The 24,240-nt window shown below is 69.9% G+C and carries 24 protein-coding genes and 1 tRNA gene; 14 read left to right on the top strand and 11 right to left on the bottom strand.

The annotated features are described in order from the left end of the window. Positions 1-66 precede the first annotated feature (66 nt). Positions 67-909 (top strand): AraC family transcriptional regulator, encoded by an 843-nt coding sequence (locus tag W7U_RS06100; protein WP_036429208.1) that lies wholly within the window; start codon positions 67-69, stop codon positions 907-909. Next, positions 863-1,267: a VOC family protein gene (locus W7U_RS06095; RefSeq protein ID WP_014379932.1), complete on the top strand. Its 405-nt coding sequence runs from the start codon at positions 863-865 to the stop codon at positions 1,265-1,267. The genes W7U_RS06100 and W7U_RS06095 overlap by 47 nt, the downstream gene beginning before the upstream one ends. Here the strand turns inward: W7U_RS06095 and W7U_RS06090 are convergent. The 4 genes from W7U_RS06090 to cobC are packed head-to-tail and all read right to left on the bottom strand — an operon-like array spanning position 1,256 to position 5,299. Then, the gene (locus W7U_RS06090; RefSeq protein WP_008255937.1) at positions 1,256-2,395 is read right to left on the bottom strand and encodes a bifunctional RNase H/acid phosphatase; all 1,140 of its coding nucleotides are present in this window, start codon (positions 2,393-2,395) and stop codon (positions 1,256-1,258) included. The genes W7U_RS06095 and W7U_RS06090 overlap by 12 nt on opposite strands. After that, positions 2,392-3,129 (bottom strand): zinc ribbon domain-containing protein, encoded by a 738-nt coding sequence (locus W7U_RS06085; protein ID WP_008255935.1) that lies wholly within the window; start codon positions 3,127-3,129, stop codon positions 2,392-2,394. Before W7U_RS06085 ends, W7U_RS06090 begins: the two co-directional genes overlap by 4 nt. Beyond that, positions 3,126-4,274, bottom strand: a complete 1,149-nt coding sequence (locus tag W7U_RS06080) for a Nif3-like dinuclear metal center hexameric protein (protein ID WP_008255933.1) — start codon at positions 4,272-4,274, stop codon at positions 3,126-3,128. The genes W7U_RS06085 and W7U_RS06080 overlap by 4 nt, the downstream gene beginning before the upstream one ends. Beyond that, positions 4,271-5,299, bottom strand: a complete 1,029-nt coding sequence (gene cobC, locus W7U_RS06075) for an Rv2231c family pyridoxal phosphate-dependent protein CobC (RefSeq protein WP_008255931.1) — start codon at positions 5,297-5,299, stop codon at positions 4,271-4,273. The genes W7U_RS06080 and cobC overlap by 4 nt, the downstream gene beginning before the upstream one ends. Positions 5,300-5,389: 90 nt before the next feature. Between cobC and W7U_RS06070 the strand changes: the two genes are divergently transcribed. The 3 genes from W7U_RS06070 to W7U_RS06060 are packed head-to-tail and all read left to right on the top strand — an operon-like array spanning position 5,390 to position 7,375. Further along, the gene (locus W7U_RS06070; protein WP_026071565.1) at positions 5,390-6,055 is read left to right on the top strand and encodes an HAD-IA family hydrolase; all 666 of its coding nucleotides are present in this window, start codon (positions 5,390-5,392) and stop codon (positions 6,053-6,055) included. Beyond that, positions 6,048-6,545, top strand: coding sequence for a low molecular weight protein-tyrosine-phosphatase (locus W7U_RS06065; RefSeq protein WP_008255927.1), 498 nt, complete (start codon positions 6,048-6,050; stop codon positions 6,543-6,545). The genes W7U_RS06070 and W7U_RS06065 overlap by 8 nt, the downstream gene beginning before the upstream one ends. After that, positions 6,545-7,375, top strand: a complete 831-nt coding sequence (locus W7U_RS06060; protein ID WP_008255925.1) for an SURF1 family protein — start codon at positions 6,545-6,547, stop codon at positions 7,373-7,375. The genes W7U_RS06065 and W7U_RS06060 overlap by 1 nt, the downstream gene beginning before the upstream one ends. On the opposite strand, the gene W7U_RS06055 is transcribed toward W7U_RS06060, so the two are convergent. Next, complete coding sequence (locus W7U_RS06055; protein WP_008255923.1) at positions 7,357-8,301, bottom strand: cobalamin biosynthesis protein; 945 nt, start codon at positions 8,299-8,301, stop codon at positions 7,357-7,359. The two genes, W7U_RS06060 and W7U_RS06055, sit on opposite strands and share 19 nt — an antisense overlap. 139 nt (positions 8,302-8,440) lie before the next feature. On the opposite strand from W7U_RS06055, the gene W7U_RS06050 reads away from it, so the two are divergent. Continuing rightward, on the top strand, positions 8,441-8,836 hold the full coding sequence (locus tag W7U_RS06050; protein WP_008255921.1) for a VOC family protein: 396 nt from the start codon (positions 8,441-8,443) through the stop codon (positions 8,834-8,836). A gap of 5 nt (positions 8,837-8,841) precedes the next feature. On the opposite strand, the gene W7U_RS06045 is transcribed toward W7U_RS06050, so the two are convergent. Further along, a complete protein-coding gene (locus tag W7U_RS06045; RefSeq protein ID WP_008255919.1) occupies positions 8,842-9,969 on the bottom strand; it encodes an epoxide hydrolase in 1,128 nt (375 codons plus the stop codon). Positions 9,970-10,053: 84 nt separating this feature from the next. Between W7U_RS06045 and W7U_RS06040 the strand changes: the two genes are divergently transcribed. Next, positions 10,054-10,767 (top strand): adenosylcobinamide amidohydrolase, encoded by a 714-nt coding sequence (locus W7U_RS06040; RefSeq protein WP_008255917.1) that lies wholly within the window; start codon positions 10,054-10,056, stop codon positions 10,765-10,767. A gap of 65 nt (positions 10,768-10,832) precedes the next feature. Here the strand turns inward: W7U_RS06040 and W7U_RS06035 are convergent. The 4 genes from W7U_RS06035 to W7U_RS06020 all read right to left on the bottom strand — a co-directional run bounded on the left by W7U_RS06035 (position 10,833) and on the right by W7U_RS06020 (position 12,504). Further along, positions 10,833-10,904, bottom strand: a tRNA-Val gene (locus W7U_RS06035). Between the two features lie 44 nt (positions 10,905-10,948). Beyond that, positions 10,949-11,410, bottom strand: coding sequence for a peroxiredoxin (locus tag W7U_RS06030; protein ID WP_008255915.1), 462 nt, complete (start codon positions 11,408-11,410; stop codon positions 10,949-10,951). Then, positions 11,410-11,832 (bottom strand): DUF3052 domain-containing protein, encoded by a 423-nt coding sequence (locus W7U_RS06025; RefSeq protein WP_008255913.1) that lies wholly within the window; start codon positions 11,830-11,832, stop codon positions 11,410-11,412. Before W7U_RS06025 ends, W7U_RS06030 begins: the two co-directional genes overlap by 1 nt. Before the next feature lie 84 nt (positions 11,833-11,916). Beyond that, positions 11,917-12,504 (bottom strand): hypothetical protein, encoded by a 588-nt coding sequence (locus W7U_RS06020; RefSeq protein WP_036390648.1) that lies wholly within the window; start codon positions 12,502-12,504, stop codon positions 11,917-11,919. A gap of 183 nt (positions 12,505-12,687) precedes the next feature. Here W7U_RS06020 and aceE point away from each other — a divergent pair, with 183 nt between their 5' ends. The 7 genes from aceE to W7U_RS05980 all read left to right on the top strand — a co-directional run bounded on the left by aceE (position 12,688) and on the right by W7U_RS05980 (position 22,575). Then, a complete protein-coding gene (gene aceE, locus W7U_RS06015) occupies positions 12,688-15,477 on the top strand; it encodes a pyruvate dehydrogenase (acetyl-transferring), homodimeric type (protein WP_008255911.1) in 2,790 nt (929 codons plus the stop codon). 204 nt (positions 15,478-15,681) lie between these two features. Further along, positions 15,682-17,004, top strand: coding sequence for a PucR family transcriptional regulator (locus W7U_RS06010; protein ID WP_008255910.1), 1,323 nt, complete (start codon positions 15,682-15,684; stop codon positions 17,002-17,004). Positions 17,005-17,147: 143 nt separating this feature from the next. Further along, the gene (locus W7U_RS06005; RefSeq protein WP_008255909.1) at positions 17,148-18,056 is read left to right on the top strand and encodes an ACP S-malonyltransferase; all 909 of its coding nucleotides are present in this window, start codon (positions 17,148-17,150) and stop codon (positions 18,054-18,056) included. Between the two features lie 75 nt (positions 18,057-18,131). Beyond that, complete coding sequence (gene acpM / locus W7U_RS06000; RefSeq protein ID WP_008255908.1) at positions 18,132-18,479, top strand: meromycolate extension acyl carrier protein AcpM; 348 nt, start codon at positions 18,132-18,134, stop codon at positions 18,477-18,479. After that, on the top strand, positions 18,476-19,726 hold the full coding sequence (gene kasA, locus W7U_RS05995; RefSeq protein WP_008255907.1) for a 3-oxoacyl-ACP synthase KasA: 1,251 nt from the start codon (positions 18,476-18,478) through the stop codon (positions 19,724-19,726). The genes acpM and kasA overlap by 4 nt, the downstream gene beginning before the upstream one ends. Before the next feature lie 135 nt (positions 19,727-19,861). Beyond that, on the top strand, positions 19,862-21,121 hold the full coding sequence (gene kasB, locus W7U_RS05985; protein WP_008255906.1) for a 3-oxoacyl-ACP synthase KasB: 1,260 nt from the start codon (positions 19,862-19,864) through the stop codon (positions 21,119-21,121). 32 nt (positions 21,122-21,153) lie between these two features. Next, positions 21,154-22,575: an acyl-CoA carboxylase subunit beta gene (locus W7U_RS05980; RefSeq protein WP_008255905.1), complete on the top strand. Its 1,422-nt coding sequence runs from the start codon at positions 21,154-21,156 to the stop codon at positions 22,573-22,575. A 62-nt stretch (positions 22,576-22,637) separates the two neighbouring features. On the opposite strand, the gene W7U_RS05975 is transcribed toward W7U_RS05980, so the two are convergent. After that, complete coding sequence (locus W7U_RS05975; protein ID WP_008255904.1) at positions 22,638-24,230, bottom strand: FAD-dependent monooxygenase; 1,593 nt, start codon at positions 24,228-24,230, stop codon at positions 22,638-22,640. Positions 24,231-24,240: the final 10 nt, after the last annotated feature.

Raw genomic sequence — 24,240 nt, 5'->3', positions numbered from 1 at the left:
GGAGCGATGGACCGGGGCTCGGAATACCATCTCGCACCGCCGCACAGTGCGCCGGGCGTGACGTCCATGGTCGGATACCGCACGCTCGACGTTCCCGAGACCGTGCACCGCGGCATGCCATCCGCGTTGTTGACGTTCATCGTCAGCCTCGACGACGGGGTGGAAGCCGGCGACAGCGCCGACGCGCTGGCCGTCGCGCGCCCCAACCCGCTGCTGCTGAGCGGGCTGCACGTGCAGGCCAGCCACGTGCGGCAGCGCCGGGGCCAGGCCGGCGTGCAGCTGGCGGTGCATCCGCTCGCATCGCGCGCGCTGTTCGGCGTGCCGAGCGCCGAGCTTCCCGTCGCCGAGTACGACGCGACCGCCGTGCTGGATCGCGGCGGCCTCGAATTGCACGATCGGGTGACCGAGGCGCACGGCTGGCCGGACGTGTTCGCTCTGGTGGCCCGCTACCTCGTCGAGGCGCGGCGGCGCCGCGAGAGCGCGACCGTGCGTCCCGAGGTCGCGCATGCCTGGCACCTGCTGGAGCGCAGCCGGGGCCGGATACCGGTGGCCGCGGTGGCGGAGACGGTCGGCGTGACCACCCGGCACCTGACGACGCTGTTCGGCCAGGAGGTCGGCCGCTCGCCCAAGACGGTGGCGATGCTGATGCGCTTCCAGCACGCGACGGCGCGCATCGCCGCGTCGGCGCGCCGGCACGGACGCGTCGACCTCGCGGGGGTCGCGGCCGCCACGGGGTACAGCGACCAGGCGCACCTGACCCGCGAATTCGTCCGGTTCGTCGGAGTGCCGCCGCGACGGTGGCTGGCCGACGAGTTCCGAAACATTCAAGACGGCGGCCACTCGTTCGGCGCACAGTGGGACCATGACCGCTTCGAATCCGACCGTCTGGTTGACATTGCAGGCCCATGACGCCCCCACGCTGATCGATTACTACGTCGAGACATTCGGCTTCGTCCTCACGGCGCGCTACGGCCAGGGCGAGACCGTCGATCACGCGCAACTGAACTGGCCGTACGGCTGCGGAGGGATCATGCTGGGCAGCCACAAGCCCGACGCGCAGTGGTGCCGCGAACCGGGCACCGCCGGCGGCTACGTCGTCACCGCCGATCCCGACGCGCTCTACGAACGGGTGCTGCGGCACAAGGCCGAGGTGGTGCGGCCGCTGGCCGAAACCGACTACGGCGCACGCGAATTCACCGTCCGCGATCCCGAAGGCAACCTGTGGTCCTTCGGCGATTACGGCGGCGCGTCGCCCTCAGCCGGCTAGGTACGCCGTCTGGTTCACCAAGCGCACCGAAGAGGCTCCGTCGGAATAGAATTCGGCGATGCTCAGCGACGCCAGATCGAGGTGCAGCCGGTACAAGATGCCCGGCCCGGCGTCCAGCGCCTCCCGCAGCAGCATCTTGATCGGCGTCACGTGAGACACCACCAGCACCGTCGTGCCTTGCTGGGTGGCGAGGACGCGGTCACGGATCCGTGACACCCGGTCGTGCACCGCGTCGAAGCTCTCGCCGCCCGGCGGGGCGGTGCTGGTGTCGCGCAGCCAACGACGGTGCAGTTCCGGGTCGCGCTCGGCGGCCTCGGCGAACGTCAGCCCCTCCCAGGCCCCGAAATCGGTCTCGATCAGGTCGTCGTCGACGGTCACATCGAGGCCCAGGGCCTTGGCCGCCGCCGCCGCGGTGTCGTAGGCCCGCTGCAGTGGGGAGGAGAAGACCGCCGAAATCCCGCCGCGCTGAGCCAGATACCGCGCCGCCGCGTCGGCCTGCCGCCGCCCCACCTCGGTGAGCGCCGGGTTGCCGCGCCCCGAATAGCGGCGCTGCACCGACAGCTCCGTCTGCCCGTGTCGCAGCAGCAGCAGCCGGGTGGGGGTGCCGCGCGCGCCGGTCCAGCCCGGCGCCGTCGGCGACGGTGCCGCAACGGTTTTCGCCGTCTCGGCGCCGGGGGGCTCGGGCTTTTCGGCCGGCTCGGGCGTCTCCGCCGCACCGTTGGCCCGGGCCGCGGCGTCCATCGCCTCGTTGGCCAACCGATCGGCGTGCGAATTGCGCTCCCGCGGAATCCACGAGTAGCTGATCCTGTCGAACCGCGCCGCCAGCGCTCGGGCCTGGGCATGCAGCTCGATCAGGTCGGGGTGCTTGACCTTCCACCGCCCGGACATCTGTTCCACCAGCAGCTTGGAATCCAGATACACCGCGGCCTCGCTGGCGCCGAGCTTGAGGGCGTCGTCCAAACCGGCTATCAGGCCGCGGTATTCGGCGACGTTGTTGGTGGCCCGGCCGATGGCCTGCTTGTTCTCGGCGAGGACGGTCGCGCGGTCCTCGGTCCACACCACCGCGCCGTAGCCGGCCGGTCCGGGGTTGCCGCGTGATCCGCCGTCGGCTTCGATGACGACCTTCACTGATCGAATCCCTTGACCCGCAGCAGGATCGCGCCGCATTCCGGGCATCGCACCACGTCGTCTTCGGCGGCGGCCGAGATGCGGGCCAGCTCCCCGCGGTCGATCTCGAGCCGGCAGGCCCCGCACCGCTTTCCCAGCAGCTGCGCGGCGCCCGGCCCTCCCCCGGCGCGCTGCCGTTCGTAGAGCGCGGACAGGGCCGGGTCCAGCGCGGCGCTCAGCGAGTCGCGTTGTGACGAATGCAGCTCGCGGGCTTCGGTGAGCTCGGCGAGCGCGGCGTCGAGCGCCTGCCGCGCACCGGCCATTTCGGCCTCCAGGGTGTCGAGGGCCTTCTGCTCGGTGTCCAGCTGGGACTGCAGCTCCTCGCGACGTTCCATCACCTCGAGCAGGGAATCCTCCAGGCTGGTCTGGCGACGCTGCAGGGTCTCCAGCTCGTGCTGCAGGTCCGCCAGTTGTTTGGCGTCGGTCGCTCCCGACTGCAGCAGCGCCCGGTCACGGTCTTCGCGCTGGCGCACCGCGTCGATCTCCGATTCGAGCCGCTTGACGTGGGCGTCGATGTCTTCCAGGGCGATCCGCACCGCACCGATGCGGTCGCCGGCGGCGTCGTATTCCTCCTGCATGCGCCGGCAGGCCTCCTGCTCCGGCAGATGGGCCGCCCGGTGCGTGAGGCGGGACAGCTCAGCATCCAGTTTCGACAACTCGAGCAGCGAACGTTGCTGTGCCACTTCGGCTTTCATGACCCTTCTCCCCCGGACTCGTTGTCACCGCGCTCGACATTCCAAGGGTCGGTGCGAATCGCGCTCACTCGCACCGCAAGCTCCGCACCGAAACGCGACCGCAGCAGGTCGGCGGCCTGTTCGCACCACGGGAATTCACTTGCCCAATGTGCCACATCGATCAGGGCAACGTCCGAGGCGCGGCGGTGCTCGTCGGCGGGGTGGTGCCGCAGATCGGCCGTGACGTAGGCCTGCACCCCCGCGCCGGCCGCGGCGGCCAGCAGCGAATCTCCGGCGCCGCCGCAGACGGCGACCCGCGAAACCGGCATGTCGGGGTCACCCGCGGCCCGCACCCCCCAGGACGTCCGCGGCAACGCGGCGTGCACGCGGGAGACGAAGTCGCGCAACGGTTCCGGTCGGGCCAGCGTGCCGACGCGGCCCAGCCCGGCGTCGCCGGGTGGGGGGACCATCGCGAAGATGTCGAACGCGGGCTCCTCGTAGGGGTGGGCGGCGCGCAGGGCCGCCAGCACCGCGGCCCGGACCCGCGCGGGCGCGACGACCTCGAACCGGTCCTCGGGGACCCGCTCGACGTTGCCGACGCTGCCCACCGCGGGCGAGGCCCCCTCGTGCGGCAGGAACTGCCCGATCCCGGTGACGGTCCAGCTGCAATGCGAGTAGTCGCCGATGTGGCCGGCCCCGGCGTCAAACACCGCCGCCTGCACCGCTTCCGCGTTCTCGTTGGGCACGTAGATGACCCACTTGTCGAGGCCGGGCGCACCCGTCGCCGGCTCCAGCGCGGCCTCGACATCGAGCCCGAGGGCGGCCGCCAGCGCGTCGGACACACCCGGGTTGGCCGAGTCGGCGTTGGTGTGCGCGGTGAACAGCGAACGCCCGGTCCGGATCATCCGGTGCACGAGCGCGCCCTTGGGCGTGCTGGCCGCCACGGTGTCCACCCCCCGCAACAGCAGCGGGTGATGGACCAGCAGCAGGCCGGCGTCGGGAACCTCGTCGACGACCGCGGGCGTCGCGTCGACCGCGACGGTCACCGACTCCAGCTTGTCGTCGGGGTCACCGCATACCAGGCCCACCGAATCCCATGCCTCGGCAAGCCGAGGCGGGTACGCCTCATCGAGCACCGCGATGACGTCGGCCAGCTTCACGCTCACCGGCGCACCTCCGAAATCGCCTGCACCAGCAGCGGCCACTCCCGGCGCACCGCGGCCCGCAGGTACTGCTCGTCCAAGCCGACGAACGTATCACAGCGACGGATGGCAATTCCCCTGTCATGCAGTCGTTTTCGCAATGCAACGGCCTCCGGCATGCGGAACAGCACGAACGGCGCCCGGCCGTCGACCACGTCGGCGCCCACCGACGCCAGCCCGGCCACCATCTCGGCGCGCAGCCGCCCCAGTCGCGCCGCCCCGGCTGCCGCGTCGGCAACCGCCTGCGGGGCGCAACACGCCGCGATGGCCGCCAGCTGCAGCGTGCCCACCGGCCAGTGCGCCCGCGTGGCGGTCAACCGCGCCAACACCTGCGGCGACCCCAGCGCGTAGCCCACCCGCAGCCCGGCCAGCGCCCACGTCTTGGTCAAGCTGCGCAGCACCAGCACGTCGGGCAGCGCGTCACCGGCCAGCGATTCGGGCTCCCCGGGAATCGAGTCTGCGAAGGCCTCGTCGACTACCAGGATCCGGCCGGGCCGGCGCAACGCGAGCAGCTCCTCGCGGCGGTGCAGCACCGAGGTGGGATTGGTGGGATTGCCCACCACGACAAGGTCGGCGTCCTCGGGGGCCACCGCGCCCGCGAGGTCGAACGGCGGCCGCAGCACCACGTGGTGCACCGGCACTCCGGCGGCACTCAGCGCCGCCTCCGGCTCGGTGAATGCCGGCGCGATGATCGCCGCCCGCGCCGGGCGCAGGTTGCCCAGCAGCGCGAAGGCCTCGGCCGCCCCGGCCAACGGCAGCACCTCGTCGCGGGCCCGGCCGTGCCGCTGGGCGGCCGCGTCCTGCGCCGCGCGGACGTCGTCGACGCCCGGGTAGCGCGCCAGGTCGGGCAGCCGCGCGGCCAGCCGCCCCAGCAGCCAGTCGGGCGGTTGGCCGTGACGGACGTTGACGGCGAAGTCCAGCATCCCGGGCGCGACGGCCTGATCGCCGTGATAGCGCGCCGCAGGCGGGCTCAGGTTCAGACTCGCCATCCGTGAAACACTAGTGCGCCGCGCGGGCCGGCCGGACGAACACCGGCAACACCGTCGTACCCGTCCGCGCCCATCGAGGACAATGGTGAGGTGACAGGCGCAACGTCCACCGATCGCCAAGCCCCAGGGGCGCAGCTGGTGATCTTCGATCTCGACGGCACGCTGACCGACTCCGCGGAGGGCATCGTGGCCAGCTTCCTGCATGCGCTCGATCACATCGGCGCCCCGGTGCCCCCGGGCGACCTCGTCGCCCAGATCGTGGGCCCGCCGATGGACGACACCTTCCGGTCCATGGAGCTCGGCGACGCCGCCGAGGAGGCGATCGCGGCCTTCCGCGCGGAGTACGGCGCCCGGGGGTGGGCGATGAACGCGCTCTTCGACGGCATCGAGGCGCTGCTGGTCGATCTGCGCGCCGCCGGCGTCCGGCTGGCCGTGGCCACCTCCAAGCTGGAACCCACCGCGCGGCGCATCCTCGCCCATTTCGGGCTCGACCACCATTTCGAGGTCATCGCCGGGGCGAGCCCCGACGGCTCCCGCAAAGCCAAGGTCGAGGTGCTCGCCCATGCGCTTTCGCAGCTGGAGCCGCTGCCCGAGCGGGTGCTGATGGTCGGCGACCGCAGCCACGACGTGCACGGCGCCGCCGCGCACGGCATCGACACGGTGGTGGTCGGCTGGGGGTACGGCCGCGCCGACACGTTCAGCGGGGTGACGCACGCCGCGACCGTCGACGAGCTACGGAGGGCCCTGGGTGTCTGAGCGCGAGCCGCTGCACATCACGTTCGTGTGCACCGGCAACATCTGCCGGTCGGTGATGGCCGAGAAGATGTTCGCCGACCAATTGCGCCGCCGGGGTCTGGGCGACGCGGTGCGGGTGAGCAGCGCCGGCACCGGCAACTGGCACGTCGGCGAGTGCGCCGACGAGCGGGCCGCCGGCGTGCTGCGCGCCCACGGCTACCCGACCGAGCACCGCGCCGCGCAGGTCGACGCCGAGCACCTGGCGGCCGATCTGGTGGTGGCCCTGGACCGCAACCACGCCCGGATGCTGCGGCACCTGGGCGCCGACGAGGACCGCGTCAAGATGCTGCGGTCTTTCGATCCGCGCACCGGCGCGCACACCCCCGACGTCGACGACCCCTACTACGGTGACACCAGCGACTTCGAACGCGTCTACACCGTCATCGAGGCCGCGCTGCCCGGCCTGCACGACTGGGTCGATGAACGCCTCGCGCAGAACGGGTCGGGGTGATGCGCAGGTTGGCGTTCGTGCTGCGCCCGGGCTGGATCGTGCTGGCACTGGTGGTCATCGCGTTCGCCTATCTGTGCTTCACGGTGCTCGCGCCGTGGCAGCTGGGCAAGCACAACAGGACCTCGCGGGAGAACCACCAAATCGAGCACTCCCTGAACACCGCGCCCGTCCCGGTGAAAACCCTGCTGCCGCAGCAGAACTCGGCCGCCCCCGGCCATCAGTGGCGTCAGGTCACCGCGACCGGGCATTACCTGCCCGACGTCCAGGTGCTGGCCCGGCTGCGGGTGATCGACTCCAAACCGGCCTTCGAGGTGCTGGCGCCCTTCGTCGTCGACGGCGGCCCCACCGTGCTGGTCGACCGCGGTTACGTGCGTCCGTTGGAGGGATCTCGCGTTCCGCCGATCCCCCGCCCGCCCGCCGACACGGTGACCGTCACGGCGCGGCTGCGCAACTCGGAGCCCCCCGTGGCGGGCAAGGATCCGTTCGTGGGAGACGGTGTGCAGCAGGTGTATTCGATCGACACCGGGCAGATCGCCGTGCTGACCAAGGTCCCGCTGGCCGGGTCCTATCTGCAATTGGTCGACGGTCAGCCCGGCGGCCTCGGGTTGGTCGGCGTGCCGCAGCTGGACGCCGGCCCGTTCCTGTCCTATGGCATCCAGTGGATCGCGTTCGGCATCCTCGCCCCGATCGGGTTGGGCTACTTCGCCTATTCCGAGATCCGGGCGCGCCGCCAGGAAAAGCAGTCACCCTCCGCCGCGTCGGCGCCCGCCCCCGAGGCACCGCAGACGGTGGAGGACAAACTCGCCGACCGTTACGGCCGACGCCGATAACCCGACAGCAGCCCGGCCAGCAGCGCGGCGCCCGCTTGCACCAGCGACGACAGCGCGACCGCGCGCCGCAGGTCGGCCACGGTGGGTTCCCGGCCGTCACCGAGCGTCGGCCGGATCTGCAGCTCGTGACGGTATTGGGTGGGCCCGCCCAGGCGCACACCCAGCGCCCCGGCGAACGCCGCCTCGACGGCGCCGGCGTTGGGGCTGGGATGGCGGCCGGCGTCGCGCCGCCACGCCCGCGCCGCCCCCGACGCTGAGCCGCCGACCAGGGGCGCCGACAGCACCGCCAGCGACGCCGTCACCCGCGCGGGAATGTAGTTGGCGACGTCGTCCAATCTCGCTGCGGCCCAACCGAATCGGAGGTAGCGCGGCGACCGGTAGCCGACCATGGCGTCCAGGGTGTTGACGCCGCGGTAGGCCAGCACCGCGGGCACCCCGCCGGCCGCCGCGTAGAGCAGCGGCGCCACCTGGGCGTCGGAGGTGTTCTCGGCGACCGATTCCAGTGACGCCCGGGTCAGGCCCGCGCCGTCCAGCGACGCGGGGTCGCGCCCGCACAGCGACGGCAGCAGCCCGCGCGCGCCCTCGACGTCGCCGCGCTCCAGCAGCTCCGCCATGGCCAGCCCGGTGCGCGCCAACGACGTTCCGCCCAGGCAGACCCAGGTGGCCGCGGCGGTCACCGCGATCGAGCACGGCCGGCCGCCGCGCCCGGCGGCCCGTTGCGCCGCCGCTCCCAGCAGTCCCAACGACCCGATCAGCAGGCCGACATGGACGGCGCCGGCGGCCCTGCTCTCGCGGTAGGTCAGGCTCTCCAGCGCGGCGGCGGCCGTGCCGAACGCGGCGACGGGGTGGCCGCGTCGCGGGTCGCCCAGCGCGCGATCGGCCAGGTAACCGACCAGCACGCCGGCCGTGCGGGGCGTCGCAAACACCCCGGCAGCGTCTCACACCGGAGGTGACCGTCCCCACGAGGCGCCCGGCGCGCGACCCGGGTCGCATCACTTTGCCTGTGGGGCAGGCGATCTCGGGCACGTCTGCGCAGCCGGCCCGTCGAGGGTTAGAGTCGACACCATGGCTTTCCCAGCGCTCAACCACGTCGCGGTCACCGTGCGCGACATCGAAGTCAGCGGCCAGTGGTATCGCAACCTGCTCGGCACCGACCCGATGCTCGACGAACACACCGACGCCGGCTTCCGGCACCAGGTGTGGATGCTCGACGGCGGCACCGTCTTCGGAATTCACCAGCACGACCGCCCGGCTACCGACGAACGATTCAGCGAACACCGCGTGGGCCTGGACCACGTCGGCTTCGGCTGCGCCGGCCGCGCCGAGCTGGAGAACTGGGTCACCCGGCTGGGCGAACTGGGCATCGAGCACGGCGGCATCGTGGACGCCCCCTACGGCTCGGGCCTCAGTTTCCGCGACCCCGACGGCATCGCGCTCGAGTTCTTCGCCCCGCCGGGCTGATTCGTTCAGCGCACCGTCGCGAAAAACGCGCGCAGATCCTCGACGAACAGCTCCGGTTCCTCGAACGCCGCGAAGTGCCCGCCGCGCGGCATGTCGGTCCAGTGGGTGATGTTGTAGACCGGCTCGCACCAGCTGCGCGGCGCCTTGAGCAGTTCGCCGGGGAAAGCCGCGACGCCCGTGGGCAATTCGACGCGGTCTCCCCTACCCCACACCGCGAAGCTCTCCCAGTACAGGCGGGCCGAGGACGCGGCGGTGTTGGTCACCCAGTAGACCATCACGTTGTCGAGCAGCTCGTCGCGGCTGACCGCGTTCTCGGGATGCCCGTCGCAATCCGCCCAGTCCCAGAACTTTTCGACGATCCACGCCAGCTGGCCCACCGGCGAATCGGCCAACCCGTAGCCCAGCGTTTGCGGCCGGGTGGACTGTTGCTTGGAGTAGCCGGTGCCCCATTTGCGGTGATTGGCCAACCCGGCCATGGCTTGCCGCTCCTCCTCGGTGGGATTCGACAGCGCTTCCTTGGTGGGCCTGCCGACCGGCATGTTGAGGTGGATGGCCGCGCAGTGGCCCCGGTTGCGGCCGATCTGGGTGGTGACCGCGGCGCCCCAGTCGCCGCCCTGGGCGCCGTAGCGCTCGTAGCCCAGGCGCACCATCAGCGTTTCCCACGCCTCGGCGATCTTTTCCACGCCCCAGCCCGCGCCGTTGGGCTTGCCGGAGAACCCGTAGCCCGGCAGCGACGGGCACACGACGTGGAAGGCGTCCTCGGCGCGACCCGACGCGGGGTTGGTCAGCGGCTCGATCACCTTGTGAAACTCCACGATCGAGCCCGGCCAGCCGTGGGTGATCACCAACGGGAAGGCGCCCTCGTGCGGCGAGCGCTGGTGGATGAAATGGATGTCGAGCCCGTCGATCTCGGTGATGAAGTGGTCGAAGCGATTGAGCGCGGCCTCCCGCGCCCGCCAGTCGTAGTCGTTGGCCCAATAGTCGGCCAGCTCGCGGGTGTAGGCCAGCGGCATGCCCTGGCTCCAGTCGTCGACGCATTCGGCCTCGGGCCAACGGGTTCGGGCCAGCCGCGCGCGCAGATCGTCGAGAACCTCGTCGGAAACGTCGATGCGGAACGGTTTCACGCGCTTCATAGTGCCGCCGTCGGTGACACCGGCGACGCGCGGGGTGGGTCGGCACGCGAGGATGTGACCATGGATCCCAGGTTGACCACGCGAGTGGAACACAGTCGGTCGATCCCGTTGCTCGTCTGGCAATTCCGCGAGCCCCGGCTGTGCATCGCGTCGGGCCCGCTCGGCGGCGGCGTCGGCGCCCGCGACTGGTTGGTCAACGCGACGGTCCCCCTGGATTACCACCGGACCGACCCGGACCGCCACCTGACCGAGATCGGCGCCGCGCTGGGTCTCGCCGGCACCGGCTGCGGGCTGCTCACCGCGGTCGACGTGACCCGTTACCACCTCGCCGCCGACGGCGGTGTGCACGCCACCGCGACGGTCGGGCTGTCCAGCCCCGCCTGGGCGGCTGCGCCCGACCGGCACTTCCGCCGGGAGGTGCCGGCCGGCCTGCGCACGACCGCGTTCACCGACTACGAGATCGTCGAGTACCGGCCGCTCACCGATGGCGACGGGTACCGGGTGGGGACCATCAACATCGTGGTCGCGGTGCCGGTGCGGCTGTCCGGGGCGGCGCTGGTCAACGCCGTGGCCACCGCCACGGAGGCCAAGGCGCAGGCGTTGCACGAGGTCGGGGTGCGCGCCACCGGAACCGCGTCGGACGCGGTCGTCGTGCACTGCCCGACGGACGGGGCCGAGGAGACCTATGGCGGGCCGCGCTCGGTGTTCGGCGCCCGGATCGCCCGGGCGGTGCACGCCGCGGTGCTCGCCGGCGCCCGGGCCTGGATTTCGGGGCCCGAGTACCGGCCCTCCGGATAGGGCCGCGCACGTAACATCGGCGCCCAAAGTCGCCGCACGTTACGGCCGCGAACCGCCAAAAGGAGTGGGCGCGGACGGTATCGAACCGCCGACCGCTGGTGTGTAAAACCAGAGCTCTACCACTGAGCTACGCGCCCGTTGCTGCGGGCAGGCTACCCGCCCGCCGGCCAAGTCCCCAAAATCAGGCCCTCAAGGCCGCCAGGGCGTCGGTCCACAACCGTTGATCGCGCGACTCCCCGGGCTGTTTCATCTCGGCGAATCGAATGAGCCCGGCCCGGTCAACGACGAACGTCCCGCGGTTGGAGTAGCCGGCGTCCTCGTTGAACACGCCGTAGCTCTGGCTGACCGCGCCGTGCGGCCAGAAATCCGACAGCACCGGGAAGGTGAAGCCGCTGTCCAACGCCCAGACCCGGTGCGTGGGCGGCGGGCCCACCGAGATGGCCAGCACCGCGCTGTCGTCGTTCTCGAAGTCGGGCAGATGATCCCGCAGCTGGTCCAGCTCGCCCTGGCAGATCCCGGTGAACGCCAGCGGGAAGAACACCAGCAGAACGTTCTTGGCGCCGCGGTAGGAGCTCAACGTGACGCGTTGTTGATTCTGGTCGCGCAGAGTGAAGTCCGGGGCGGCGGTGCCGACCGACAGCATCAACGCTTCCCGGCCCGGGACTTGGGCTGCACCAGACGGCTGGCGGCCCAATCCCCCAGGTTGACCGACGAGGTCGGCATCAGACCGGCGGTGGGGGCCGCCTCGGCGATCTCGGCCGGCAGCACGTGTCCCGGTTTTCCGGTCTTGGGGGTCAGCACCCAGATCACGCCGTCCTCGGCGAGCGGGCCGATCGCGTCCATCAGCGTGTCCACCAGGTCGCCGTCGCCGTCGCGCCACCAGAGCAGCACGACGTCGACTACCTCGTCGGTGTCCTCGTCGAGCAGCTCGCTGCCGCAGGCTTCCTCGACCGCCGCGCGGATCTCATCGTCGGTGTCTTCGTCCCAGCCCCACTCCTGGACAACATGGTCGGGTTGGATGCCCAGTTTGCGAGCGTAGCTCGGGGCGTGATCCGCCGCGACCACCGTGGAGCCTCCTTCAATTCCCTCGCGATGTGCGCTTCGGGATTATCGTCGCACAGCGCGGATCCCGTTCACACTTCCGCCTCATTACGTTGCCAAGCAGAGTTTGATCGCCTTCTTTTTCGTGTCGTTGAGCTGATCGACGCGTTTGTTGAATTCCGACGTCCCCGCGTGTGTGCCAATGGCGTTGGCCACCGAGTGCGCGGCGTCGATGTACGCGTTGAACGCGTCCTTGATCTGCTGCGACATCGCGTCATTGAAGCTGTTGGCCACCGTGGTGGCGCTGTCGTTGAGGGCGTCGATCGCCGGGCCCTCGGTGGGGCCGGTGCCGCGGCCCGAATTGAACGCCTGGACGAATTCGTTGGTCTTGTCGATCGCGTTCTTGCTGGTGGTGATCAGCGAGGCGCAGGCGGTGCGCACCGCCTTGGTGGTCAGCGACTGCTGGCGCTGGGACTCCCGGACGCTCGACGTCGCCGACGAGGCCGACACCGACGCGGACACCGACTGGCGGTAGGCGGGGGCGACTTTGGTGTCCGGGGTCGCCGTTCCGTTGGTGACGGAGGTACATCCCACGATGCCCATCAGCGCGGCCGCGACACAGCCCAGGGCCAGCGCGCCACGCCGGGGGAAAGCCCCCACCTGCCTCGGGGGGACGGCACGCCACCGGATGAGCACAGGCCTGACGTTACCGGGTGGCTTGTGCACCCGCCCCATACACGCCGAGTTGACGCGCACCGGGTGAGCCTTTGACGGCTACCAGATGGCGGCTGCCCGCCTGAAACACCCGTGCGGCACGATGGTGGAGAGGGCGCGACCCGCCCTCACGTCACACATCCCGCCAATTACAGGAGTAGTGGGTTGACAACCGAATTCGTGCGCCACGATCTGGCCACAAGTCCCAACAGCGCAACCGAACCCGACCGCGTCCGGGTGATCCGCGAGGGGGTGGCTTCCTACCTCCCCGACATCGATCCCGAAGAGACCTCGGAGTGGTTGGAGTCCTTCGATGAACTGCTGGCGCGCTCCGGCCCGTCGCGGGCGCGCTATCTGATGTTGCGGCTGCTGGAGCGGGCGGGCGAGCAGCGCGTCGCCATTCCGTCGCTGACGTCCACCGACTACGTCAACACCATTCCCACCGAATTGGAGCCGTGGTTTCCCGGCGACGAGGACGTCGAACGGCGCTACCGGGCGTGGATCCGCTGGAACGCCGCGATCATGGTGCACCGCGCCCAGCGCCCGGGAGTTGGTGTGGGCGGCCACATTTCGACCTACGCGTCGTCCGCGGCGCTCTACGAGGTCGGCTTCAACCACTTCTTCCGGGGCAAGTCGCATCCCGGCGGCGGGGACCAGGTGTTCATCCAGGGCCACGCCTCCCCCGGCATCTACGCGCGGGCGTTCCTGGAGGGCCGGCTGACGACCGACCAACTCGACGGCTTCCGCCAGGAGCACAGCCATCCCGGCGGCGGCCTGCCGTCCTACCCCCACCCGCGGCTGATGCCCGACTTCTGGGAATTCCCCACGGTGTCGATGGGTCTGGGCCCGATGAACGCGATCTATCAGGCCCGGTTCAACCACTACCTGCACGACCGCGGCATCAAGGACACCTCCGACCAGCACGTGTGGTGCTTCCTGGGCGACGGCGAGATGGACGAGCCGGAAAGCCGCGGCCTGCTGCACGTCGGCGCGCTCGAGGGCCTGGACAACCTGACGTTCGTGATCAACTGCAACCTGCAGCGCCTCGACGGCCCGGTGCGCGGCAACGGCAAGATCATTCAGGAACTCGAGTCGTTCTTCCGCGGCGCCGGCTGGAACGTCATCAAGGTGGTCTGGGGCCGCGAGTGGGACGCCCTGCTGCACGCCGACCGCGACGGCGCGCTGGTGAACCTGATGAACACCACGCCCGACGGGGACTACCAGACCTACAAGGCCAACGACGGCGCCTACGTGCGCGACCACTTCTTCGGGCGCGACCCGCGCACCAAGGCACTCGTCGCGAACATGAGCGATTCCGAGATCTGGAATCTCAAGCGCGGCGGCCACGACTACCGCAAGGTCTACGCCGCCTACCGGGCCGCCGTCGACCACAAGGGGCAGCCCACGGTGATCCTGGCGAAGACCATCAAGGGCTACTCGCTGGGCGCGCACTTCCAGGGCCGCAACGCCACGCACCAGATGAAAAAGCTTGCGCTGCAAGACCTCAAGGACTTTCGCGACGCCATGCGGATACCGATCAACGACGCTCAGCTGGAAGAGGATCCGTACCTGCCGCCCTACTTCCACCCCGGCTCCGACGCCCCGGAGATCCGTTACATGATCGACCGCCGGCGCACCCTCGGGGGCTACCTTCCCGAGCGTCGGACGAAGGCCAAGGCGTTGCGGCTGCCCAGCCGCGACATCTACGCCGCGCTGAAGAAGGGCTCGGGCACCCAGGAGGTCGCCACCACCATGGCGACGGTGCGCACCTTCAAGGAAGTGTTGCGGGACAAGGAGGTTGGCCCGCGCATCGTGCCGATCATTCCCGACGAGGCGCGCACGTTCGGCATGGACTCGTGGTTCCCGTCGCTGAAGATCTACAACCGCAACGGCCAGCTGTACACCGCCGTGGACGCCGATCTGATGTTGGCCTACAAGGAAAGCGAAGTCGGCCACATCCTGCACGAGGGCATCAACGAGGCCGGGTCGGTGGGGTCGTTCATCGCGGCCGGCACCTCGTATGCGACGCACAACGAGCCGATGATCCCGATCTACATCTTCTATTCGATGTTCGGGTTCCAGCGCACCGGCGACGGCCTGTGGGCGGCCGCCGACCAGATGACGCGCGGCTTCTTGCTGGGGGCCACCGCGGGACGCACCACGCTCACCGGCGAGGGCCTGCAGCACGCCGACGGGCATTCGCTGCTGCTGGCGAGCACCAACCCGGCGGTGGTCGCCTACGACCCGGCGTTCGCCTACGAGATCGCCTACATCGTGGAAAGCGGGCTGGCCCGGATGTTCGGGCAGGACCCCGAGAACGTGTTCTTCTACATCACCGTCTACAACGAGCCGTACGTGCAGCCGCCCGAGCCGGACAACTTCGATCCCGAGGGCGTGTTGCGGGGCCTGTACCGCTACCACGTCGCCACCGAACAGCGCGCGAACAAGGCACAGATCCTGGCGTCGGGGGTGGCGATGCCGGCGGCGCTGGACGCCGCGAAGATGCTGGCCGCCGAATGGGACGTCGCCGCCGACGTGTGGTCGGTGACCAGCTGGGGCGAATTGAACCGCGACGGCGTCGCGGTGGACAGGGCGAGGCTGCGCTACCCGGACCGGCAGGCGGGCGTCCCGTACGTCACCCAGGCGCTGTCGGACGCCGTCGGCCCGGTGGTCGCCGTCTCGGACTGGATGCGCGCCGTTCCCGAGCAGATCCGGCCGTGGGTGCCCGGCACCTACGTCACCCTGGGGACCGACGGGTTCGGCTTCTCCGACACCCGGCCCGCGGCGCGGCGGTACTTCAACACCGACGCCGAGTCGCAGGTGGTGGCCGTGCTCGAGGCGCTGGCCCGCGACGGCGAGATCGACCCCTCGGTGCCGGTGGCCGCCGCCCGCCAGTACCGGATCGACGACGTGCAGGCCGCGCCGGAGCAGACGTCGGACCCCGGCGTGGCCTAAGGGCGGCATAACGGCTGGCGCGTTACTCCCCGGCTCGCCGAGCGCCCGGGCAGCCGGGCGCTGGGCGTGGAGCGCCCGGCCAGCCGGGCGCTCCAGCCGTCCACCGGCCGCCACTCGCCGAACGTGCGGCCAGCCGCACGTTCGAGCACGGCGCCACGCGCCTCTTTGGCGGAAACTTCCAGAAAAGTCGCGTACGTTTTAGGGGTGAGTGACAATCCCTTCGCCGGCCCGTTCGCCAAGCACCCCCGGTCGCCGCTGGAAACGCTGGATTCGGTGCCCGACTCCGTGCTGCGCCGGCTCAAGCAGTACTCCGGGCGGCTGGCCACCGAGGCGGTCAACGCCATGCAGGACCGGTTGCCGTTCTTCGCCGAGCTGGAGGCGTCCCAGCGGGCCAGCGTCGCGCTGGTGGTGCAGACGGCGGTCGTGAACTTCGTCGAATGGATGCAAGACCCACACAGCAACGTCAGCTACACCGCGCAGGCCTTCGAGCTGGTGCCCCAGGAGCTGCAGCGCCGGATCGCGTTGCGCCACAGCGTCGACATGGTCCGCGTCACCATGGACATCTTCGAGGAGGTCGTCCCGCTGCTGGCCCGCTCCGAGGAGCAGCTGACCGCGCTGACCGTGGGCATCCTGAAGTACACCCGCGACCTGGCGTTCACCGCGGCGGGGGCGTACGCCGACGCGGCCGAGGCGCGCGGCACCTGGGACAGCCGGATGGAGGCCAGCGTGGTCGACGCGGTGGTCCGCGGCGACACCGGCCCGGAACTGCTGTCCCGCGCGGCCGCCCTGAACTGGGACACCACCGAGCCCGCGACGGTGGTGGTCGGAACCCCGGCGCCCGGGCGCGACGGGTCGACCGGCCCCGGCGACAGTGAGCGCGCGAGCCAGCACGTCCGCGACATCGCCGCGCAACACGGCCGCGCGGCCCTCACCGACGTGCACGGCACCTGGCTGGTCGCCATCGTGTCCGGGCAATTGTCGCCGACCGACAAGTTCCTCGGGGAGCTGCTGGCCGCGTTCGCCGACGGCCCCGTGGTCGTCGGGCCGACGGCGCCCATGCTGACCGCGGCCTACCACAGCGCCAGCGAGGCGATATCCGGGATGAACGCCGTCGGTGGCTGGCGCGGGGCGCCGCGTCCCGTGCTGGCGCGCGAGCTCCTGCCGGAACGGGCCCTGATGGGCGACGCGTCGGCGATCGTGGCGCTGCACACCGACGTGATGGGGCCGCTGGCCGACGCCGGCCCGACGCTCATCGAAACTCTTGACGCTTACTTAGATTGTGGCGGCGCGATTGAAGCCTGTGCCAGAAAGTTGTTCGTTCATCCAAACACGGTGCGCTACCGACTCAAGCGGATCACCGACTTCACCGGGCGCGATCCCATGCAGCCGCGTGACGCATATGTCCTGCGAGTGGCGGCGACGGTGGGCCAGCTCAACTATCCGACGCATCCCGCCAGCGCCGCCAACAACGCCATGCCCGTCGTTCCGCTGCCGGTCAAAGGGGCTGCGGTGGGCCAGATCGGGTGATAGTGACCCAGGCGACAGGTCGCGGGACGATATCAAACCCGTAGCTTACGGAGCCGTTTTGTAGGGTGTACACAAAAACCTAAGACGAGGTTCATAATCTGTTACACCCGCCAAAACCGTTTCCACAGTGTTCTCTTAAACACGTGATTGCATTGCTTGCGCCCGGACAGGGTTCGCAGACCGAAGGGATGCTCTCGCCGTGGCTGGAGCTCGCCGGCGCCGCCGACCAGTTGGCGCTGTGGTCCAAGGCCAGCGGCCTCGACCTCGTGCGCCTGGGCACCACCGCATCGACCGACGAGATCACCGACACCGCGGTCACCCAGCCACTGGTCGTCGCGGCCACGCTGCTCGCACACCAGGAACTGACCAAGCGCGGCCTGCTCGCCGGTGAAGACCTGGTCGTGGCCGGTCACTCCGTCGGTGAGATCGCCGCCTACGCGATCGCCGGCGTGATGGCCGCGGACGACGCCGTCGCCCTGGCCGCCACCCGGGGCGCCGAGATGGCCAAGGCGTGTGCCGTCGAGCCCACCGGCATGTCCGCGGTGCTCGGCGGTGACGAGGCCGAGGTCCTCGCCCGCCTCGAGCAGCTCGACCTGTTCCCCGCCAACCGCAACGCCGCCGGGCAGATCGTCGCCGCCGGCTCGCTGGACGCGTTGGAGAAGCTCGCCGAAGACCCGCCGGCCAAGGCCCGCGTGCGCGCGCTGGGGGTGGCCGGTGCGTTCCACACCAAGTACATGGCGTCGGCGCTCGACGGTTATGCCGCCGCGGCCGCCGCCGTCCAGACGTCCGAGCCCACCGCGACGCTGCTGTCGAACCGCGACGGCAAGCCCGTCGCCTCGGCCGCCGCGGCGATGGAGGCGTTGGTCGCCCAGCTGACCCGGCCGGTGCGCTGGGACCTGTGCACCGCGACGCTGCGCGAGCTGGAAGTCGGTGCGGCCGTGGAGTTCCCGCCCGCGGGCACGCTCACCGGTATCGCCAAACGAGAACTTCGGGGAGTTACGGCTCGCGCCGTCAAGTCGCCCGCAGACCTGGACGCTTTGGCCGAGCTCTAAGTCGGCCGCATCCAGTACAACCACATAGCACGTCAGTTCGACTATCTCACAACACATTACGAAGGGAAGCACGCTGTGGCTGTCAGCCAGGAAGAAATCATCGCCGGTATCGCCGAGATCATCGAAGAGGTCACCGGTATCGAGCCCTCCGAGGTCACCCCGGAGAAGTCCTTCGTCGACGACCTGGACATCGACTCGCTGTCGATGGTCGAGATCGCCGTGCAGACCGAGGACAAGTACGGCGTCAAGATCCCGGACGAGGACCTCGCCGGTCTGCGTACCGTCGGTGACGTCGTCTCCTACATCCAGAAGCTCGAGGAAGAGAACCCCGAGGCTGCCGAGGCGCTGCGCGCCAAGCTGGAGACCGAGAACCCCGACGCGGTCGCCAACGTCAAGGCAAGGCTGGAAGCGGACACCAAGTGAGTAAGCCTTCCACTGCTAACGGCGGTTACCCCAGCGTTGTGGTAACCGCCGTCACGGCGACGACGTCGATCGCGCCGGACGTCGAGAGCACGTGGAAGGGTTTGTTGGCCGGCGAAAGCGGCATCCACGTCCTCGAAGACGACTACATCACCAAGTGGGACCTTCCCGTCCGGATCGGTGGACACCTCAAGGAGCCCATCGACGAGCAGATGAGCAGGCTCGACATGCGACGTATGTCGTACGTCCAACGGCTGGCCAAGCTGCTCAGCACCCAGCTGTGGGAGAGCGCCGGCAACCCGGAGCTCGATCCCGACCGGTTCTCGGTCGTGGTCGGCACCGGCCTCGGTGGCGCCGAAAGGATCGTGGAGAGCTACGACCTGATGAACGAGGGCGGCCCCCGCAAGGTGTCGCCGCTGGCCGTCCAGATGATCATGCCCAACGGCGCCGCCGCCGTCGTGGGCCTGCAGCTCGGCGCCCGCGCCGGGGTGATCACCCCGGTGTCGGCGTGTTCGTCGGGCTCCGAAGCGATCGCCCACGCCTGGCGTCAGATCGTCATGGGTGACGCGGACGTCGCGGTGTGCGGTGGCGTCGAGGGCCCCATCGAGGCGCTGCCGATCGCGGCGTTTTCGATGATGCGGGCCATGTCGACTCGCAACGATGAGCCCGAGCGCGCATCGCGGCCGTTCGACAAGGACCGCGACGGCTTCGTGTTCGGCGAGGCCGGTGCGCTGATGCTCATCGAGACCGAGGAGCACGCCAAGGCCCGCGGCGCCAAGCCGCTGGCCCGGTTGATGGGTGCCGGCATCACCTCGGACGCGTTCCACATGGTGGCCCCGGCGGCCGACGGTGTGCGTGCGGGTCGGGCGATGACGCGGTCGCTCGAGCTGGCGGGGTTGTCCCCCAAGGACGTTGACCACGTCAACGCGCACGGGACCGCCACGCCGATCGGTGACACCGCGGAGGCCAACGCCATCCGAGTCGCCGGTTGCCAGCAGGCGGCGGTCTACGCGCCGAAGTCGGCGCTGGGCCACTCGATCGGTGCGGTCGGGGCGCTGGAGTCGGTGCTCACGGTGCTGAGCCTGCGCGACGGCGTCATTCCACCCACCCTCAATTACGAAACCCCCGACCCCGAGATCGACCTGGATGTTGTTGCGGGCGAACCTCGCTACGGCGATTTCCGTTACGCGATCAACAACTCGTTCGGCTTCGGTGGCCACAACGTGGCACTCGCCTTCGGGCGTTACTAGAGCTGGCGTCCGGCGACGACGCGGGCCGCGAACGGCCCGAGGAGGAGCCGGACACCACGGAAGGTGGCGATCCGCGTCCCGGCCCCGCCGGGTTCGCGGTCACCACTTAGCAGGAAAGGAACGTTCGCAAGACCCATGACAGAGCTGGTTACCGGGAAGACCCTTCCGAACGTGGTCGTCACTGGCGTTGCCATGACGACCGCACTGGCGACTGACGCCGAGACCACCTGGAAGCTGTTGCTCGACAGCCAAAGTGGTATCCGCAAACTCGAGGACCCGTTCGTCGAGGAGTTTGACCTGCCGGTGCGCATCGGCGGTCATCTGTTAGAGGAATTCGACAGCCAGCTGACCCGCGTCGAGCTGCGCCGGTCGGGCTACCTGCAACGGATGTCGACGATCTTGGGCCGGCGGGTCTGGGAGAACGCCGGCTCGCCCGAGGTCGACAGCGACCGCTTGCTGGTGTCGATCGGTACCGGTTTGGGCTCGTCGGAAGAGATGGTCTTCAGCTACGACGACATGCGCGCTCGTGGCATGAAGGCGGTCTCTCCCCTCGGTGTGCAGAAGTACATGCCCAACGGCGCGTCGGCGGCGGTGGGTCTGGAACGGCACGCCAAGGCCGGGGTCCTCACGCCCATATCGGCGTGCGCGTCGGGTTCCGAGGGCATCGCCCAGGCGTGGCGCAACATCGTCTTCGGCGAAGCCGACATCGCGATCTGCGGTGGGGTCGAAACGAAGATCGAAGCGGTGCCGATTGCGGCGTTCGCCCAGATGCGGATCGTGATGTCGACCAAGAACGACGACCCCGTCGGCGCGTGCCGCCCGTTCGACCGCGACCGGACCGGCTTCGTGTTCGGCGAGGCCGGCGCCCTGATGGTGATCGAGACCGAGGAGCACGCCAAGGCCCGCGGGGCCAACATCTTGGCCCGCATCATGGGCGCCAGCATCACCTCCGACGGCTACCACATGGTGGCCCCCGACCCCAACGGCGAACGCGCCGGGCACGCCATGACCCGCGCCATCCAGCTCGCCGGGCTCTCCCCCAGCGACATCCACCACGTCAACGCCCACGCCACCGGCACCTCGGTCGGCGACGTCGCCGAGGGCAGGGCCATCAACAACGCCCTGGGCCCCCACGGCGGCAACGCCGCCGTCTACGCCCCCAAGGCCGCCCTGGGCCACTCCGTGGGCGCCGTCGGCGCCGTCGAATCGATCCTGACCGTGCTCGCGCTGCGCGACCAGGTCGTCCCCCCGACACTGAACCTGGAAAACCTCGACCCCGAGATCGACCTGGACGTGGTGGCCGGCAAACCCCGACCCGGCAACTACGAGTACGCGATCAACAACTCGTTCGGATTCGGCGGACACAACGTGGCCATCGCCTTCGGGCGGTACTAAACCGAGCAACACCGGAATATCAGGAGACTGCGATGACTATCACGGCCCCCGAGGCGGTCGGCGAGTCGCTCGACCCCCGCGACCCGCTGTTGCGCTTGAGCAATTTCTTCGACGACGACAGCGTCGAACTCCTGCACGAGCGTGACCGCTCCGGCGTGCTTGCGGCCGCCGGGACCGTGAACGGTGTGCGCACCATCGCGTTCTGCACCGACGGCACCGTGATGGGCGGCGCCATGGGCATCGAGGGCTGCACGCACATCGTCGACGCCTACGACACCGCCATCGAGGAGCAGAGCCCGATCGTGGGCATCTGGCACTCCGGTGGCGCCCGGCTGGCCGAGGGTGTGAAGGCGCTGCACGCGGTGGGCCTGGTGTTCGAGGCGATGATCCGCGCCTCGGGCTATGTCCCGCAGATCTCGGTGGTCGTCGGCTTCGCGGCCGGCGGCGCCGCCTACGGGCCGGCGCTGACCGACGTCGTCGTGATGGCGCCGGAGAGCCGGGTGTTCGTCACGGGCCCGGACGTGGTGCGCAGCGTCACCGGCGAGGACGTCGACATGGCCTCGCTCGGTGGCCCCGAGACCCACCACAAGAAGTCCGGGGTGTGCCACATCGTCGCCGACGACGAGCTCGACGCCTACGAGCGCGGCCGCCGGCTGGTCGGATTGTTCTGCCAGCAGGGCCATTTCGACCGCACCAAGGCCGAGGCCGGCGACACCGACATCCACGCGCTGCTGCCCGAGTCGGCGCGGCGGGCCTACGACGTGCGCCCGATCGTGACCGCGATCCTCGACGACGAGACGCCGTTCGACGAGTTCCAGGCCAACTGGGCGCCGTCGATGGTGATCGGGCTGGGCCGGCTGTCGGGCCGCACGGTCGGCGTGCTGGCCAACAACCCACTGCGCCTCGGCGGCTGCCTGAACTCCGAAAGCGCCGAGAAGGCAGCGCGTTTCGTGCGTCTGTGCGACGCGTTCGGCATTCCGCTGGTGGTGGTCGTCGACGTGCCGGGTTATCTGCCCGGTGTCGACCAGGAGTGGGGCGGCGTGGTGCGCCGCGGCGCCAAGCTGCTGCACGCGTTCGGCGAGTGCACGGTTCCGCGCGTCACGCTGGTCACCCGAAAGACCTACGGCGGGGCCTACATTGCGATGAACTCCCGCTCGCTCAACGCGACCAAGGTGTACGCCTGGCCGGACGCCGAGGTCGCGGTGATGGGCGCCAAGGCCGCCGTGGGCATTCTGCACAAGAAGAAGCTGGCCGCCGCGCCCGAGCACGAGCGCGAGGCGCTGCACGACGAGCTGGCCGCCGAGCACGAGCGGATCGCGGGCGGCGTGGACAGCGCCATCGAGATCGGCGTGGTCGACGAGAAGATCGACCCGTCGCACACCCGCAGCAAGCTCACCGAGGCGCTGGCGCAGGCGCCCGCGCGCCGCGGCCGCCACAAGAACATCCCGCTGTAAGTCACCTACTTACCGCGGACGTAACGCCACGGCGAAAAATCGCGACAGAAGTCGCCGCCACGTTACGCCCGCGGCCGGCCCAGGATCGTCGAGAGCGCCCGGCGCAGTTCGCTTTCGGGATCGGTCGGCAGCGTCTCCGCACGCCAGCCGACGAATCCGTCCGGGCGGACCAACAGCGCCCCGTCCGGCGCGAGCCCGGTGATCGTCGCCCACTCGTGGCTGTCGATGCGATGCGCGGCCAGCGACACCGAAGCCGCTGCCGCGCACCATCGCCCGTCTGTTGCCAGCACGGTGAACCCGGGGCCCAGCAGATCGAGCGTCGAAACCCCGTCGCGCACCCACACGTGCGGGACCCGGGTGCCCGGTTGCCCTCGCAGCTCGTCCACCAGTGAGACTGCGCCCGGATCCGCCGGGGCCGGCGCGCCGGAAATGACTGCGGCCGAGTGGTACTGGTAGCCCGCGAGCAAGGCGAACATCGGCGCCTCTTCCTCCGGCGGCAATTGGGGTCGGTCGTCGTCCAGCCTGATCAGCGCCAGCGTCGGGCCGGTCAAGGACTGGCGCGCGTTGAACCGCCCGACCGGGTGCCGCTCGGCGTGATACGTGCTCAGCAGGGCGGGATCGGCCACGCCGTTCACCACGGCTGCGAGCTTCCAGGCCAGGTTGTCCGCGCTCTGGATCGCGGTGTTGGCGCCCCCGGCCTTGAAGGGCGGCATGGTGTGGGCGGCGTCGCCGACGAAAAATACTCGCCCACAAGCGAATTGGTCGGCAACCCGCTCGTACGGTTGCCACGGTGCAATTTCGATGACGTCGATGTCGATCGGCTCGCCGATCGCCTTGGTGAGCAGCTCGACGCAGCGCTCAGCGGTGAATTGCTCGGCCGTTTCCCCCTCGCCCGGCAGGTATGTGGTGATGAACATGCCGAGGTCGCCCTGCGCCACCAGAAAGATCCCGTCCACGTCGGGGTTCTTGACCTGCACGCCGTCCCCGTCGAGCAGATCCGGAACGAACCGTCGCCACGGCGCCTTGAAGTAGACGAAAACGATGAAGATCGGTAGCGCGCCGTATCCCGACGTGGTCACGCCGAGCGCCTCGCGGATCGGGCTGTGCACACCGTCGGCGGCGACGACGTACTGGGCCCGCACCGTCTCGGTACTTCGCGAATCGCGCTCGCGCACAACCACCGTCACGCCGGCGTCGTCCTGTTCCAGCGACACCAGCTCCGTTCCGTAGCGGACCTCGCTTCCTCGCCGGCGGGTGTCGGCCAGCAGCATCGGCTCCAGCTTGCTCTGCGGACAATACTGCGCGGGAGGTTCCGGGCTGAGTCCCACGAACGGCGCGAAGATGGCGTCGATGTCCATGGCGGGCGCTTGGTCCACGCTGTTCAGCGTCGGCTTGACCACCATGCCGGAAACCCCATCGGCGACCGCGTGCACCTGATCGCTCAACCCCAGACCGCGCAGAATCTCCAGGCTGCGAAAGCTCAGGTTGCGGGCTTTCGGATAGATGAAGACTTCGCGACGCTTCTCGATCAGCATCGACCGGACCCCATACTTGGCCAGCAGCGCGGAGGTGGCGAGCCCGGCCGCGCCGGCACCGACGATGAGCACGGGAACCCGCGACGCCATCTCGCCCCCTTCCGATGCGACGGATCCCATGTATCGAGAT

It is taken from the genome of Mycobacterium sp. H4Y (assembly GCF_000364405.1).
Lineage (GTDB): Bacteria > Actinomycetota > Actinomycetes > Mycobacteriales > Mycobacteriaceae > Mycobacterium > Mycobacterium intracellulare.
This window is presented reverse-complemented; position numbering and strand designations above follow the sequence as displayed.